Annotated in this window: 14 protein-coding genes; 2 read left to right on the top strand and 12 right to left on the bottom strand. The window is 46.5% G+C overall.

Annotated features, from left to right (window positions below; all coding sequences use genetic code 11):
• Nucleotides 1-36 precede the first annotated feature (36 nt).
• The 11 genes from MKX74_RS10835 to modA form a co-directional block, all read right to left on the bottom strand.
• Nucleotides 37-1242, bottom strand: coding sequence for an HpcH/HpaI aldolase/citrate lyase family protein (locus MKX74_RS10835; protein ID WP_018883205.1), 1206 nt, complete (start codon nucleotides 1240-1242; stop codon nucleotides 37-39).
• A gap of 206 nt (nucleotides 1243-1448) precedes the next feature.
• Nucleotides 1449-2192 carry a TerC family protein gene (locus tag MKX74_RS10830; protein ID WP_018883206.1) on the bottom strand — a complete coding sequence of 248 codons (744 nt, stop codon included), beginning with the start codon at nucleotides 2190-2192 and terminating at the stop codon, nucleotides 1449-1451.
• Between the two features lie 29 nt (nucleotides 2193-2221).
• Nucleotides 2222-3463, bottom strand: a complete 1242-nt coding sequence (locus tag MKX74_RS10825; RefSeq protein ID WP_341178348.1) for a TerD family protein — start codon at nucleotides 3461-3463, stop codon at nucleotides 2222-2224.
• A gap of 30 nt (nucleotides 3464-3493) precedes the next feature.
• A complete protein-coding gene (locus MKX74_RS10820; RefSeq protein ID WP_018883208.1) occupies nucleotides 3494-4075 on the bottom strand; it encodes a TerD family protein in 582 nt (193 codons plus the stop codon).
• Nucleotides 4076-4219: 144 nt separating this feature from the next.
• Complete coding sequence (locus tag MKX74_RS10815) at nucleotides 4220-4792, bottom strand: TerD family protein (RefSeq protein ID WP_018883209.1); 573 nt, start codon at nucleotides 4790-4792, stop codon at nucleotides 4220-4222.
• A 68-nt stretch (nucleotides 4793-4860) separates the two neighbouring features.
• Nucleotides 4861-5454 carry a TerD family protein gene (locus tag MKX74_RS10810; protein WP_018883210.1) on the bottom strand — a complete coding sequence of 198 codons (594 nt, stop codon included), beginning with the start codon at nucleotides 5452-5454 and terminating at the stop codon, nucleotides 4861-4863.
• 423 nt (nucleotides 5455-5877) lie between these two features.
• Nucleotides 5878-6195 carry a DUF6509 family protein gene (locus MKX74_RS10805; RefSeq protein WP_018883212.1) on the bottom strand — a complete coding sequence of 106 codons (318 nt, stop codon included), beginning with the start codon at nucleotides 6193-6195 and terminating at the stop codon, nucleotides 5878-5880.
• A gap of 25 nt (nucleotides 6196-6220) precedes the next feature.
• Entirely contained in the window at nucleotides 6221-8128 is a 1908-nt protein-coding gene (locus tag MKX74_RS10800; protein ID WP_341178347.1) for an ATP-dependent DNA helicase, read from the bottom strand.
• An 80-nt stretch (nucleotides 8129-8208) separates the two neighbouring features.
• On the bottom strand, nucleotides 8209-8628 hold the full coding sequence (locus MKX74_RS10795) for a hypothetical protein (protein ID WP_341178346.1): 420 nt from the start codon (nucleotides 8626-8628) through the stop codon (nucleotides 8209-8211).
• A 235-nt stretch (nucleotides 8629-8863) separates the two neighbouring features.
• A complete protein-coding gene (gene modB, locus MKX74_RS10790) occupies nucleotides 8864-9529 on the bottom strand; it encodes a molybdate ABC transporter permease subunit (RefSeq protein ID WP_018883215.1) in 666 nt (221 codons plus the stop codon).
• 3 nt (nucleotides 9530-9532) lie between these two features.
• Nucleotides 9533-10399: a molybdate ABC transporter substrate-binding protein gene (modA, locus tag MKX74_RS10785; protein WP_445667318.1), complete on the bottom strand. Its 867-nt coding sequence runs from the start codon at nucleotides 10397-10399 to the stop codon at nucleotides 9533-9535.
• A gap of 275 nt (nucleotides 10400-10674) precedes the next feature.
• Between modA and MKX74_RS10780 the strand changes: the two genes are divergently transcribed.
• Complete coding sequence (locus tag MKX74_RS10780; protein ID WP_341178344.1) at nucleotides 10675-11637, top strand: helix-turn-helix transcriptional regulator; 963 nt, start codon at nucleotides 10675-10677, stop codon at nucleotides 11635-11637.
• A 65-nt stretch (nucleotides 11638-11702) separates the two neighbouring features.
• Here MKX74_RS10780 and MKX74_RS10775 read toward each other — a convergent pair whose 3' ends face one another.
• On the bottom strand, nucleotides 11703-12590 hold the full coding sequence (locus tag MKX74_RS10775; RefSeq protein ID WP_341178343.1) for a helix-turn-helix domain-containing protein: 888 nt from the start codon (nucleotides 12588-12590) through the stop codon (nucleotides 11703-11705).
• A gap of 169 nt (nucleotides 12591-12759) precedes the next feature.
• Here MKX74_RS10775 and MKX74_RS10770 point away from each other — a divergent pair, with 169 nt between their 5' ends.
• Nucleotides 12760-14061: an alpha-glucosidase/alpha-galactosidase gene (locus MKX74_RS10770; RefSeq protein ID WP_341178342.1), complete on the top strand. Its 1302-nt coding sequence runs from the start codon at nucleotides 12760-12762 to the stop codon at nucleotides 14059-14061.
• Nucleotides 14062-14467 lie beyond the last annotated feature (406 nt).

Raw genomic sequence — 14467 nt, 5'->3', positions numbered from 1 at the left:
AGTTGTAAAGGATTATGCGTGGCTTCAACAGTAACTTTAAATGTGTCCAGAATAGGAAACGTAAGTGTGTTCATGCTGTGGCAAGAGTCCGACATAGTGTTGATGTTCATGTAACACCCCATATATTTGTGATCGGATCAAGATGCGGCGGGCCCAGTTCAAATGCGGCTTAATCTCGTTCATCTTATTTGTGTAGACACTCTTGAATACACCAAGCGAGCCATTATCGCGGCTAATAATCTCTTGGGCATCCAAATATTCTTCATGTGTGACCACATACATGGCTTGCACGGGCTTGATGTGCGAAGGATGAATAATCGTTTTGCCAATGATGCCATTCTCCTTGTCCATCATGACCTCGCGCATCAGTCCATCCATCGAGCTGTTAATATATTTCATTCGCAAGCTTCGCCCTGGTCTGCCGAGCGTCTCCTCGAATGGTGTCTGCCGTAGTTGTGGCTTGAAGACCCGCTCACGCTGGCTGAAATACTCCCAGACAGGACCGGATATGACATAGCCTCCATCGGCACGACCATACAAATTGATAATATCGGCAATACAATCACGAATCGCCGCTACATCGTAGATGGTAATCTCGGGACTGCGCCGAAGCCCAAATAGACTAGAGAAATCTGTAGCCCCAATTCGTACATTTAGCACATACTCGGCATGATCATCAATGACCTGCTTCAGATACTGCAAAGTATCCCAGCGCGTCTCACGATAAATAATTTCTGCGGTTTCCAGAATTGGCATCGCATACAGCGTTGGAAATTCCGAGGATCTCTGCCGGTTATATTCAAGAATGAGATTCATGTACGACTTCGCGTTATGGAGCCCGAACTTGGGCAGTGCGATTCCAGTAAGCAGACTGACGCGCTCACCCAGTTGAATCAGAAGCTGCTCAAGCTGCTCCGGAGTCCTGACCCGAGCAAAGATCAGAGGCAATTTGTCATGCGCAAGTCTTCCCGTGCCTAACGCCTCTTTCAGACCATCCAGATGCTGCCCAAGGCACCGTTCCGCCAGTTCAACCTGTCCATCGCCTATAGCATCCTCCAGATCTATTACAATGCTTGTTAGGCCTTCGTATTTGCCGCTCACAATCTCTTCCACGATATGCGGACGTGTTGCTGGCATGTATAAAGCAGCCCCAACGGTGTATGCCAGGGTGTCCTTGCAGGTCCAACGGTCAAATGATTCAGGAGACATGTAAAACAGTGCCGCTTCTTCTTCAGCGTTCAAAAAGCTAAAGTATTTCAGGGTACTTCCCTCCTTCTTCCGCTGCGACTTAAAGACCTTGCTGATGTCTTCATTTAGAGAAACTGTTGGAGGAGATAAAAACCAATCCCCCCATAAAACGGAGGGATTGTGGTGTCTAATTTTTAGCATTCTAGACCATTTGATTCGTGCATTGCATCCCTGCAACATACTCATCTGTGAAAGCCGTATTAAGCCTCGCCTTTGTTTTCGTTGTTGGCTTTTTTGCTCTTGTAGCTACTTAACAGCATCGCCCCCACGAAAACAGCAATCAGCAGTGAGAAGAAAGCAACATTTGGAATATGAACGCCAAATGCGCTTAGCATCATTTTACCGGAGATAATGGCGATCAGGATGAAGGCCGCCTTCTCTAGCTCTGGGAACTTCTCTATCAGGCGAAGGAATACTTGGGCCACACCACGCATCATGAGAACCCCGATGATCCCTCCAAGGAAGAGAACCCAAATCTGCTCACTTACACCGAACGCAGCAATAACACTATCAATACTGAAGGCAATGTCCATGAGTTCGACCATGAGCACTGTTCGCCAGAAGGAATATTGCTTACCTTCGTGAGTATCCTCACCACTTGACTTGAATAGCCCCTTGTAAGCAATGTACAGCAGGTACAGTGCTCCAATAACCTTAATTAGTGTGAACTTTACTAAGATTGTTCCGAGACCAATAGCAATGAAGCGGAAGATGTACGCGCCAAGAATACCGTAGAATAATGCGCGCTTTTGCTGTTCTTTTGGTAAATGTCGGACCATGACAGCCAGCACCAGTGCATTATCAGCCGACAACAGGCCCTCGAGAATGATCAGAGTACCAATGATTCCCCAACTAACAGGATCAGAAAGTGTAGCTACAATTTCGGACCAGGAAAAGAAGTGACCATAATTCTCGCCAATACTTCTAAAAAAGTCACTAAACATGAAGAGGCGGCCTCCGCTAATTCAAATTATTATTTACTACCGGCTGTCCAACGCATATTCCAACCATGAGCTCGATCCAATTGTTTATGACCAGGATAAAACTGGACAATCCGCTCAATGCTGAAAGTCTCGTTATTGACATTACGAAACATAGCAATGCCACACATCCCATGCGAGCTTCCATATTCGTTCATACGAACGATGATATCTGGACCATCTTTTTGATAAATGGTGACAATACCATCAGCTTGAGACCAATTAGCAACTCCGTCATAGATATACGTGAACACAAGAATACGATTAATTTCGGAGATTTTGGCACCATTAATCCGGAGGTTCTCACCTGTCTTAATCGATCCGGTTCGATCGTCACCATCAAGGGAGATATACGGGAAGCGATTCAAAGAACCGAAGGACCTCCCAAGTGCTTGAACGACCCCTTTACTGCCATCCTTCATCTCATACAGACAGCCAAGATCCAGATCAACACCACTACTCCGTCCAAACAGCCCTCGGCTCGTCTGTTGGTTCCAATTCAGATTAATTAGAATCTCACCCAGTACCCCACTGGCATTTTTCTTCAGGTTAATGGAATCGCCCTTTTTCTTCAGCTCAATCTTGCTCAAATTAAGTTCAGACTTGGGCTGAGGAATAGGCGCAGAAGGGGGTATTGGAGCTGGAGGCACTGGAACAGGTGGAGGCGTAGATGAGGCAGAAAGACTACTGTCCACTTCCACACCGAAATTACCACACAACGCATTCAGCCCTCCTGCAAAGCCCGCTCCTACCGCATTGAATTTCCATTCACTGTTATAGCGGTAAAGCTCGCCGATGACAATCGCTGTCTCGACAGTCAAGCCACTGGCTAGATCGAATCTCAGCACCTCTTGACCCAACGCATCATCAACAAAGCTGATATACGCATTCTGAACCTGCCCAAAGCTCTGTCCTCGGGTTTCTCCGTCATAAATAGTGAGACTAAAAGCAATCTTCTCAATGCGTACCGGAATCCTGCCTAGATCGATATTAAATAACTTTTTGGCAGTTGTCCCTACTGCATCGCTATATGTGATAAATCCGGCGGTAGGCTGATTATAAAAGATAAAATCCTCATCCCCAGACACCTTTCCTCTGGCATCAAGCAAGAAGGCAGATGTGTCAAGGTCGAGCATCGAAGACGCGTCCCAGCCAATAGCGACGGTCAACCGCGCAAGTCCGGGATTGACCTTAGTCAGATCAGCCTTTTGGCCTTTTATAATAGTCGCAGCCATCAGTAATCCACCTTTTCTATGTGTTCAATCCTATTGAGCATCTAGACCGTAATTTTTGCAAAGTGCAGCCAAGCCTCCGGAAAACCCGCTACCAATCGCTTGGAACTTCCAGTCTGCTCCTGAACGGTAAAATTCACAAAAGACCACTGCTGTCTCCGTAGAGAAATCCTCTCCCAGATCAAAACGAAGCACTTCATTATCATTAGAAGCGTCCACAACACGTACAAATGCATTGGAAACCTGGCCGAAATTTTGAGCACGTGCCTCATACTCATAAATAGTGACGGTAATTCCTATACGTTGGATATTTGCTGGCACTTTACTGAAGTCAACTATGATCTGCTCATCGTCGCCTTCTCCTTCACCAGTCCGGTTATCCCCTGTATGGCTTACAGAACCCGCTCCACCATTTGGATTATTATAGAACACGAAATCCTCGATTCCTTTGGCCTTACCATCCTCATGTAGCAAAAATGCCGATGCGTCAAGGTCAAAGTCTACGCCACCGCTATATTTGTTGGTATCCCATCCTAGTCCAACCACAACACGCACAAGGCCTGGATTTGTTTTGGTCAAGTCAATTCGTTGCCCTTTGGCTAAGCTGATTGTCATTCTTAAATTCCGCCTTTCCGTGATCTTAAGGTAAAGCGCAAGCCTGTAACCGTGATAATCTGGATTATAAAAGCCCTTCTACTAACTAACGTTCCCCAGCCTAACAGGCCGGAGAACGTTAGTTCAATCCCAACTTAATACTTATTACAGACCATAATCGCGGGTCAGACCAAGCAAGCCGTCCTTATATCCGCTGCCAATGGCATTGAATTTCCATTCTCCACCATGACGATACAGCTCTCCTACCACAACCCCAGTCTCAATGGAGAAATCTTCTCCCAGATCGAACCGGACAATTTCTTCATTGTTGGCATCATTGACAATACGAGCATACGCGCGTGAGACTTGTCCAAAATTCTGACTGCGCTCTTGCGCCTCATAGATGGTGATCGTAAATGCAATCTTCTCTACGTTGGCAGGCACGCCAAGCAAATCGACTTTGATTTGCTCATCATCGCCATCACCCTCACCTGTCCGGTTATCCCCCGTATGAACCACGGAGCCATTTTCATTTTGTGGATTGTTGTAGAAAATAAAGTTTTTCTCGCCTTCCACTTTACCCGCAGCATTCGTGCAAAATACAGACACATCTAAGTCAAAATCTTTACCGCCATCATATTTATTCGTATCCCAGCCGAGACCAACAGTGATCTTGCTCAAGCCCGGATTCGTTTTTGTTAAATCTACTTTTTGTCCTTTGGATAGATTGATTGCCATGAAATTCTCACTCCGCTCTTTTATATTCTAAAATGCTCGTCCAGCGACTTTCATGATAGATAAAATAGTTACGTATAACGACGGGCGAGCTCATTTATATGTACTGCATGAGCACCTTCACCAATAGCAGAGAATTTCCAATCATTGTTATGACGGTACAACTCTCCACAAATTAGAGCTGTCATTCCTCCGTAATTATCTGATAAGTTAAAGCGCACTAGCTCCTGAGAGTTTCCGCCATCCAAAATACGGATATAGGCTCGCTCAATCATTCCGAAATCCTGTTTGCGATTCACACAATCGTAAATATTCACTACAATAAGAATTTTGTGTACATCAGCAGGGACATCTGAAAGGTTGATCATGATTTGCTCATCATCACCTTCACCTTGACCTGTCAGATTGTCACCAGAGTGAATGACTGATCGGCACTGACTTTGCTTGTTATGAAAACAGACAAGGTTGGTATCCTTCGCAAGTCTTCCACTCTCATCCAGCAGCAAAGCAGAAGCGTCACAATCAATGTTCGTCTGCTTCAATCTACCAAAAAATCCTTTTGGAGTGGCTGGGTCCCATCCAAGTCCAGCAATAACCTTCGTGAGATTTGCCTTTCCTTTGGTAAGATCAATCTTCTGACCTTTAACCAAACTAATTCCGGCCATGATATTCACCTCCTTTCACGAGTCTAGTGTCTATTAACTCAAGATTCGACATATCATGACTAAATCTCTCATGGACCAGATCCCTGTCAAAGGCATCTAAATCCTGACTCAAACTTAAATATTCCGCCAGCTTGTTTTTTTTGCAGATATGTGCCCTTCAAGGAATGAAAAACCTTTGGAATCACAGTTAAATTATTCCTCTACTATACGCTTTTTTTTGTCATTTTTCTACATAGAATAGTAAACACAATAATAAAATTAAGAGTGCAGACATTGATAATGACGAAAAATGTCGAACTTTCATATTTTTTCGAATTCAAAAAATGCCCTGCATTATTTTCATAATAATGGTACAGGATTATGACAAAAAAACGCAGTCTTCAGGTAAATCATAATCCTGAATCTGCGTTTAATTTCCAAAATCTATTCCTCGGCCGTCCCGGTTATAATTTCTGTCTCATGCTCTCGGCAGAAGGCTTCCAGCGCCTCTAGCTCGTCCTCTTCCAGATCATAGGCCAGATAGTTACCTGAGGTGCGCTCAAGTAGCTCATATTTCACGATGCCATTCGGACGCTGTTCTGCTCCGACGCCATAGATGACTCTAGCCGACAGTCCGTTCTCCGAATAAAGCTCATCCTCCTCGTCAACTTCCAGCTCCAGCACTACCTCATAGCGCTTACCCGGAATGATGCCGAACGGATCCCTGATTTCCTCGCTTGAAAAAGCTGTTATTGTTATCATCTAACCAGACTCCTCTGAATTCAATTTAGGCAAAGTGCCCCAGCAATGCAGCCACTTGTTGTCGAACATCCTCATGCTCCTTACGGCTACTAAGAATGGAGACAATCCCGATATCCGTGTGACTGCGAATTAGACGTCCGATTCCCTGCCTGAGTCGCAATAGCATATAAGGAAGCTCCACATCATGCAGCGCACTGGAAGCATCTCTCCGCTTCGCATTGAATACCGGATCAGCCGGCGGGAACGGTAGATCCCAGATGATGACATGCGACAACGCCGGTCCTGGGATATCCAGCCCTTCCCATAGCGAGACCGCACAGAGCACGCTACTTTCATCTTGCTGGAAGCGGGAGATCAGATGGCTGATCTCGGCTGTTCCCTCATACAGCATCGTATACTGACGATTAGCTACTTCCCCATACTGACTGCTTTGGAAGTTATCAAGCTCTTCTCGCGACGGGAATAATACGAGTGCTTTCCCACCGCTAGCTTCCAGTAGTTCAAGTACCTTCTGTGACTTTTGTTCCTCTGGCTCCTGGTACAATGCTGTACGCATTTGCTCCGTATAATGATAGGGGGACGGTACAGTAAAGGACAGATAATCCTCCAGACCAAGGCTGTCTGCCATGTACTGGAAGGAATCTTGGGCCGATAGGGTTGCTGAGGAGAACACGATCGGCATCTTTTTGGAGAAGACACGCTCACGCAAAATCTCCTTTACTCTCTTTGGCATCATAACAAGTGTTAACCCATCCTGGTCTTCCCTAAGCCAAGTAATAAACTGACCAGGCTGCCTGAACAATGCCAATGCCGTCTGCAGCATCTCCAGATGCTCCTCTACGATCCTTAGCTGATATTCATTAAGCGAGAACAGCCCATCCTCGAATACCAGTTCTTCTTCAATCGTGGATAACAGGGACGAGAAGCGCTGCAGCTCCGCTTTCAAGCGGTCGGTCATATGAATCTCCCGACGTTCAGAGCCTGACACCGCCTGACTATTCCTTGTCAGTAGCTCAAACAAGCCCTCGCTGCATTCAATAGCCTGATCGACCGCCATAGCCAATGATTCTCGTACCTCTCCCTCCAAAAGACGAAGAATAATCTGTTCAAAAACACTATGCTTCAGCGAATAAGTCAGTGCATTCTGCGCTGCTTGCTCCAGCAAATGCCCTTCATCAAAGACCACCGAGCTATGCTCCGGTAGAAGTGGTAGCTGTCCTTCACGCTTCTTGGATTCGTAGGTCCAGATATGCTCCATATAGAAATCATGGGAACAGATAATCAAGTCCGTAGCCTTGCGGTAGTAATCCCGCGAGATGGTCTGACCACAGCGATGACGCTGAGCACATACCAGACAATCCTGGAACACATCCCAACTCAAGCGGCTCCATTCCTGATCGGATAGCTGCGGGTAATCCTTACGATTACCATAAGGCGCGAAGGTCTGCATCGTTCCTGGAAGACTCACAAAGGCAGGAAGGCTCTCATAGATATCTTGGTAGCGCTCTTCCTCCATGCGAACTTGATCCAGCTTGTTCAAGCATATGAACTGCTCAGGCGATTTCCCCATGCGGGCATCAATCTGCAAATCCAGGTAACGTGCCAGCTTCGCAATATCCCCCTCAGGCTTCACCAGCTGTTCAATTAGCGATTCATCTGCACAAGCGATAATAGCTGGCTTTCGCGTATAACGTGCATAAGTGACAGCATACAGCAGGTAAGCGAGTGTCTTGCCGGTACCAACCCCAGCCTCTGCCAGAATCGTTTTTTTCTCTGCATAAGCCTTCTCCAATTGAAAGGCCATATAAATCTGCTCGTCTCTGACCTCGAAGCCAGCTTCGGGCAGTACTTCATAAAAAACATCCGCTATCCAGTCGCTCGCTTGCTCCACGAACGGCCGGGACGGATCGAATGTAAACGGATATGTGATCAAGCTTACCTTAGCCTCCACTTTCTATTGAAATGACTTCGTCATTATACCCTAAGGGAGTGCCAGTGTGAAGCTTGCCCCTTCTAGAGATTGCTGATCAAATCCTGGAGCCGGATTTCCAGCTGCATTCGCTCCATCTTGAGCATCCAGATTTGCTCATTCCATAGCCTGCGCTCGCGCGCATTCGGCTCACTCCGAAGCCTGTTCATCATCTCGGCCAATCTCTCATTAATTGCATCGAATTGATCCCACAGCTGGTTGATCAATTCCTCTACTTCCTCTTGCTCATGCTCATCGTGCTCTCCATTATAATTATTGGCCATATCAGCAACAGGCTTGGTCATGCCAACCTCTTCCTTATGCATTGTAGATAAATGGCGCAGTATATGGATCAATTCCTGTTCCCATAGCTCGTCTCCAAGCTGCTGGGCGTAATTCAGAAGATCCAGATAATCATCCGTTGCCTGGCTTAAATGCTTCGAACGTGACATGGATATAGACATAACGAATCTCTCCTTAATAGTTATGTATACCTATCACTTTACTATGAATTGATGAAATTGCAAGATGCTACCCTGTATTTCTAGCTTTATTTTACAATTTACATCCCATGGTATAGGTAGCAGCGCTTCTTCAAGTTCCATGTACCAAAAAAGCTGTCTGTATTTAGGAAGTCTGAAGTCTTCCCTATACACACAGCTCTCTGACTATAGAATATGTAACACTCGCTCTGATCCATCAAATTTTTCTTCTAGCCACGAGCAGCATTATGAATGAAATGAACACAATGGCAGAAGTCCACGCCCAAGCCATCGGCTGGTTGCCAGCATCGACAGCAACATAAATGGCTGTTGGCACCGTCTGCGTCTTCTCCGGGATATTCCCGGCAATCATCAGCGTTGCTCCGAACTCGCCCAGCGAGCGGGCAAAGCCCAGAATAGCTGCGGTGAGCAACGAAGGATACGTCATCGGCAGCGTGATATAGCGAAATACCTGCCATTCTCCAGCTCCTGCAGATCTCGCAGAATCCTCCAGCGAATGATCCACGGCATCAAACGCGGTCTTCATCGTCTGATATACCAGTGGGAACGCCACCACAATGGATGCCAGCACGGCCGCCCACCAGGAGAAGATAATTGGTGCATGGAACAGCCATTCAATCCATTGCCCCAGCCAGCTTCGGCGTCCCAGCAAGACGAGAAGCAGAAAACCGACGACCGTAGGCGGTAGCACTAACGGAAGCATGAAGATCGTCTCCAGCACCAGCTTGCCACGCATGCGGCTCCGACTCATCCAGCGGGCTGCCAACACGCCTAGGACAAGCACAATTACACAGGACAGTGATGCGACCCGAAGTGAAAGCAGTACCGGAGGCCAGAACTCCGTCCAATTCACAGCAGTCAACGATTACTCCGCCTTACGAAAGCCATACTTTTCCAACACTTGAAGTGCAGGCTCAGTCTGCAAGTAGTCATAAAATTGACGAGCGTCTTCCTCATGACTGGTGGCAGCAACGATACCGAGTGGATAGGTGATTGGAGAATGAAGCTTGGAATCTACCGTCAACGAAATGCTGGTGTCTGTAGTGGACAGAGCATCAGTCTTGTATACGAAGCCTGCATCTGCATTACCTGTAGCAACGTACTGCAGCACCTGGCGTACATCCTTCGCTTGTACAAGCTTAGGCTCCAGCTCATCCCACAGCTGTTGATTCGTTAATGCTTCCTTCGTATACTTTCCTGCTGGCACACTATCAGGAATACCAATCGCAATCTTCTTAATTGCATCTCCCTTCAAGTCATCCAATGTTTTGATTTCTACTCCATCCTTGGCTGGAACGACTAATACCAGATCATTTTCAAGCAGGGTCTTGCTGTCCTTCACCAGAGACTTCTCTACAAGTGCCTTCATATTGGAGGCAGACGCGGAGATAAAGACATCTGCTGGAGCACCTTGCTCAATCTGACGCTGGAGGGCTCCCGAAGCACCAAAATTAAAGTTCAGCTTCGCGTTTGGATGCTCTCCCTCATAGCTAGTCTTAAGCTCATTCAGGGCATCCGTCAGGCTTGCCGCTGCAGAGATGGTCAGTTCTACCTGGTGCTGTGCATCTGGTGTTACCGTACTGTCCGAACTACTATTGGCCGTCTGAGCTGCCAGAGTTGTTGACTCTGTCGGAGCGGATGACTCGGTGCTCTGTGCCCCGCAAGCAACCATTAGAAGCAGTGCACATGCAGTAAGCATACTGAACATCGTAGATTTGATTCGTTTCACAATTACATCCCCCGTTTAATCTTGTTTAGTTATAATTAGATATAACCTGTATAAATTCATAACCCATTATAGCCATGAAGGGAATCCTTGTAAACTATTAACGAGCTCTATTCATATGTTCTATGCGACATTCCTTGAATGTCAACATTGAGTTCAGCGTTTTCGGTTTTTTCGTAGCCCCTGCTGCATCAACTGTTTTGGTGTACAATGGATATGATATGCGAATAGCACATCACAGAATTGACACATTCCTAATATTTATTAAATGGAGGTCTCTCATGAATTCTCCTGTATCGTATACAACAGAGGAAATCGCCAAGCTACTCAAAATATCGAAGCTAACCGTCTATGATCTGATCAAAAAGGGAGAGCTCCCTTCCTATCGTGTAGGTAAGCAAATGCGTGTGGATGCCAGTGATCTTGAAGCCTATAAGCAGCGTTCCAAGAGCCCCTCCCTCAGACAAGAGTCCTCAGCTCCAGCCATTTCTGTAACTATTCCGTCACAGGTACTGTATGCAGCCCAGCCGCAGGATTCCAATACAGCAGTTATTACGGGTCAGGACATTAGCCTGGACATTCTTGCGAAGCATCTGGAGAGCCCACAAATGTCTATTCGCCCCCTTCGCTCCTACGCTGGCAGTCTGGACAGTCTGATCGCCATGTATCAAGGCAAGGCTGACATTGTCAGTACCCATCTGTGGGATGGGGACAGCGGTGAGTATAATTTGCCCTATATTCGCAAAATTCTGAACGGCTTCTCCTATATTGTCGTTCGCCTCTTATCCCGACAAGCCGGGTTTTACGTCCAGAATGGTAACCCGCACCACTTGCAGGGATGGAAGGATCTCGCACAACCTGGGCTCCGTCTGGCAAATCGTGAGAAAGGCTCTGGGGCGCGCGTCCTGCTTGATGAGCAGCTTCGACTGCATCAGATCGACCGCACTGCCTTGCTCGGATATCAGGACGAATCTGCTCATCATATGGCTGTTGCAGGTAAAGTTGCTTCTGGCGAAGCTGATGTCGGCATCGGGATCGAGAAAGCTGCCAGCATTGTAGGCTCGGTACAGTTCATTCCACTTATTCAGGAGCAATATGACATCGTCATGCTTCGCACACCCGAGCGGCAGGAATGGATTGATCATGTGCTGCAGGTTATTCATTCGGATAGCTTCCGGCGAGAATTGGGAGCGATTCAGGGATATGACTTGTCCGAGTCGGGGAAAATTTTGCTGGAGACCTGATTGATCGGGAGATTTTGATTTAAATATTACTGGTCAGAAGTCATGGTTAGGATTGATGCAAATGCTCAATCATTAGATTGAGCATTTGCAAGATAGATCCGTTTCATTCCATCCCTGAATTGGGTTGGCGACTGTCCTGTCCAGCTCTTGAATTGCCTTGAGAAATACAGCGGATCGGAAAATCCGCAAGAAGCTGCCACCTGCTCTACGTTAAGGCTAGTGCTTAGCAGCTCTTTGGCCTTCTCCATACGGATTCGCTTGATATACTGCTTGGGAGATAGGCCAGTGACCTGCTTGAATACCTTGGTAAAATGTGTCCGATGGTAGCCAAGTGAGGCTGCCAAATTCCCGATACATACAGGCATCATATACTGTGTTTGAAACCATCTGATCGCCTGTTCCACTACGCGTTCCGATTCTGTCAGGATTCTTGCCGAAGATGGGAGTCTATCTGTGTTCAGACGAGCAAACTCCGCCAAGAGTACACGGAACCAGCCGCCAGTGTCTAGTTCAGTTGATACCTCCCCTGCTTGCTTAGCCAGACTCTTCTCAATGTGTTCATATATGTAGGCCAAGCCATCTGAATCAGCACCTTTGATGACTGGATTTGCGACTGTAATGCCAACCTTTGTGAGCATTTCCAGTACAGATATGCCCTGGATAGCGATCCAGCGGTAGGACCAAGGCTCAGAGCCGTCAGATGTATAGCTGAACAGTCCGCCTGGAAAGATAACGAATGTATCGCCTTGGCCCACCCGGTATGATTCTCCCTCCCACTCAAAAATACCATGACCATGGTCTACACTGTGAAGCAGAACATAGTCGTGAACAGCTGGACCGATCCTGTGATGAGGATGGGGTCTGGCTGCACCGGCAAACATGACATTCAGCTCAGGGTTAGACAGGTATGGATTAATATGTACTCTGTGCTCGTAGTGTTCCGGAGTCTCCACACTTACTCCTCCTCTGCCTAATAATATGTAATAAATGACCATTCATACGACAAATGTCCATATGTTGATTGCAATGTTCCATGCCCATCAAATCATTTCGCCTTTATAGTAAAGGATGTAAAAAGCATTATCAATATTGGGGCACAAAACATTAAGGAGGCTGAAACATATGGATAAAATCGTATTTTTGGGCGCTGGAAGCACTGTTTTTGCCAAAAATGTATTAGGGGACTGCCTGCTCACGCCGGCTTTGCAGGATTTTGAAATTGCCTTATTTGATATTAATCCAGAGCGTCTGCGTGATTCTGAAACTATGCTGAACAACGTTCGTACTACCTCTGGGAGCAAGTGCAGGATTAAAGCGTACAGGGACCGCAAAGAAGCATTGCGTGGAGCCAAGTATGCCATTAATGCGATTCAGGTTGGCGGGTATGATCCTTGTACAATTACAGATTTTGAAATTCCCAAGAAGTATGGACTTCGCCAGACCATCGCAGATACCGTAGGAATCGGTGGGATCTTTCGTAATCTCCGAACCATCCCGGTCCTGGAAGCGTTCGCAGAAGATATCCGGGAGGTCTGCCCTGATGTGTTGTTCATCAATTATACGAACCCTATGGCAGTCCTGACCAACTACATGAGTCGTCATGAAGGTATTAACACCGTTGGTTTGTGCCACAGTGTTCAAGTATGCGTACCGCATCTTTTTGAGGCTTTGGGAATGGACCCTGAAGGAGTCAGAACTCGTATCGCAGGTATCAATCATATGGCTTGGCTGCTGGAAGCCTCTCGTGACGGAGTGGACCTGTATCCTGAGATCAAAAAGAGGGCCATGGAGAAACAAAAGGAAGGCAAGCACCATGACATGGTGAGATTCGAGCTCATGCTGAAATTCGGCTACTATGTAACGGAATCATCTGAACACAATGCAGAATACCACCCCTATTTTATAAAAAGAAATTATCCTGAGCTCATTGAGAAATTCAACATCCCCCTTGATGAATATCCACGGCGTTGTATAGAACAGATTGACAACTGGACACGGATGAGGGAGGAGCTCGTTGGGAATGTAAATCTGGAGCACCAGCGCTCGCATGAATATGCGTCTTATATTTTCGAAGCGATGGAGACTAATATTCCTTTTAAGATCGGAGGGAATGTGCTAAATAACGGACTTATTACCAACCTTCCCAATGAAGCCTGTGTCGAGGTGCCCTGTCTTGTGGACAGAAGCGGTATTGCCCCAACATATATAGGTGATCTTCCTCCTCAGCTGGCAGCATTGAACCGGACGAATATCAATACTCAGCTCCTGACCATTGAGGCTGCTCTAACCAAGCGCCGAGAGCATATCTATCACGCAGCCATGCTCGATCCACATACCGCTGCCGAGCTATCTATAGATGATATCGTCTCGCTATGTGATGATTTGATAGAAGCTCACGGTGAATGGCTGCCTGCTTATCATTAATTACATTCCTTGAGTAATCAAGTGATGTCAAACAGGCAATTGCTTATATGAAGACGGGCTATTAGAATGTCAATAGCCTGTAAATACAGCAAATCTCAGGACAATAAAGCCGCTGCTCTCTCGATGAGGATATCAGCGGCTTGTGCTATATCTATTACTTTTTTTGCCCTCTACAATGCCACCACTTATACTACTTTTCAGTTACCCGTGACCAGCTATATTGCATATATCTCTATTAGGTCCTTAGCCCTCAAGTTTGTTCGTGGATGTCTTGAGAGATTGGCCAGACTCATCCAGATAGATATCTAAAAACGTACCATCCGTAAATTTTATTACTACAGCAGTAGGAACTATAGCAACCTCTTCCACAATCTTTCCTTTTAGTCCTTCCGGTGTGACCTTAAAA

It is taken from the genome of Paenibacillus sp. FSL K6-1230, from assembly GCF_038002385.1.
In the GTDB taxonomy this organism is placed as follows: Bacteria; Bacillota; Bacilli; order Paenibacillales; family Paenibacillaceae; genus Paenibacillus; species Paenibacillus massiliensis.
The sequence above is the reverse complement of the archived record's forward strand: the minus strand, read 5'-3'. Positions and strand labels throughout refer to the sequence as shown.

Excerpts from the sequence above, each read along its gene's own strand:
- MKX74_RS10830 (WP_018883206.1), bottom strand. The coding sequence starts at position 2,192 with ATGTTTAGTGACTTTTTTAGAAGTATTGGCGAGAATTATGGTCACTTC.
- MKX74_RS10825 (WP_341178348.1), bottom strand. The coding sequence starts at position 3,463 with ATGGCTGCGACTATTATAAAAGGCCAAAAGGCTGATCTGACTAAGGTC.
- MKX74_RS10820 (WP_018883208.1), bottom strand. The coding sequence starts at position 4,075 with ATGACAATCAGCTTAGCCAAAGGGCAACGAATTGACTTGACCAAAACA.
- MKX74_RS10815 (WP_018883209.1), bottom strand. The coding sequence starts at position 4,792 with ATGGCAATCAATCTATCCAAAGGACAAAAAGTAGATTTAACAAAAACG.
- MKX74_RS10810 (WP_018883210.1), bottom strand. The coding sequence starts at position 5,454 with ATGGCCGGAATTAGTTTGGTTAAAGGTCAGAAGATTGATCTTACCAAA.
- MKX74_RS10805 (WP_018883212.1), bottom strand. The coding sequence starts at position 6,195 with ATGATAACAATAACAGCTTTTTCAAGCGAGGAAATCAGGGATCCGTTC.
- MKX74_RS10795 (WP_341178346.1), bottom strand. The coding sequence starts at position 8,628 with ATGTCTATATCCATGTCACGTTCGAAGCATTTAAGCCAGGCAACGGAT.
- MKX74_RS10780 (WP_341178344.1), top strand. The coding sequence starts at position 10,675 with ATGAATTCTCCTGTATCGTATACAACAGAGGAAATCGCCAAGCTACTC.
- MKX74_RS10770 (WP_341178342.1), top strand. The coding sequence starts at position 12,760 with ATGGATAAAATCGTATTTTTGGGCGCTGGAAGCACTGTTTTTGCCAAA.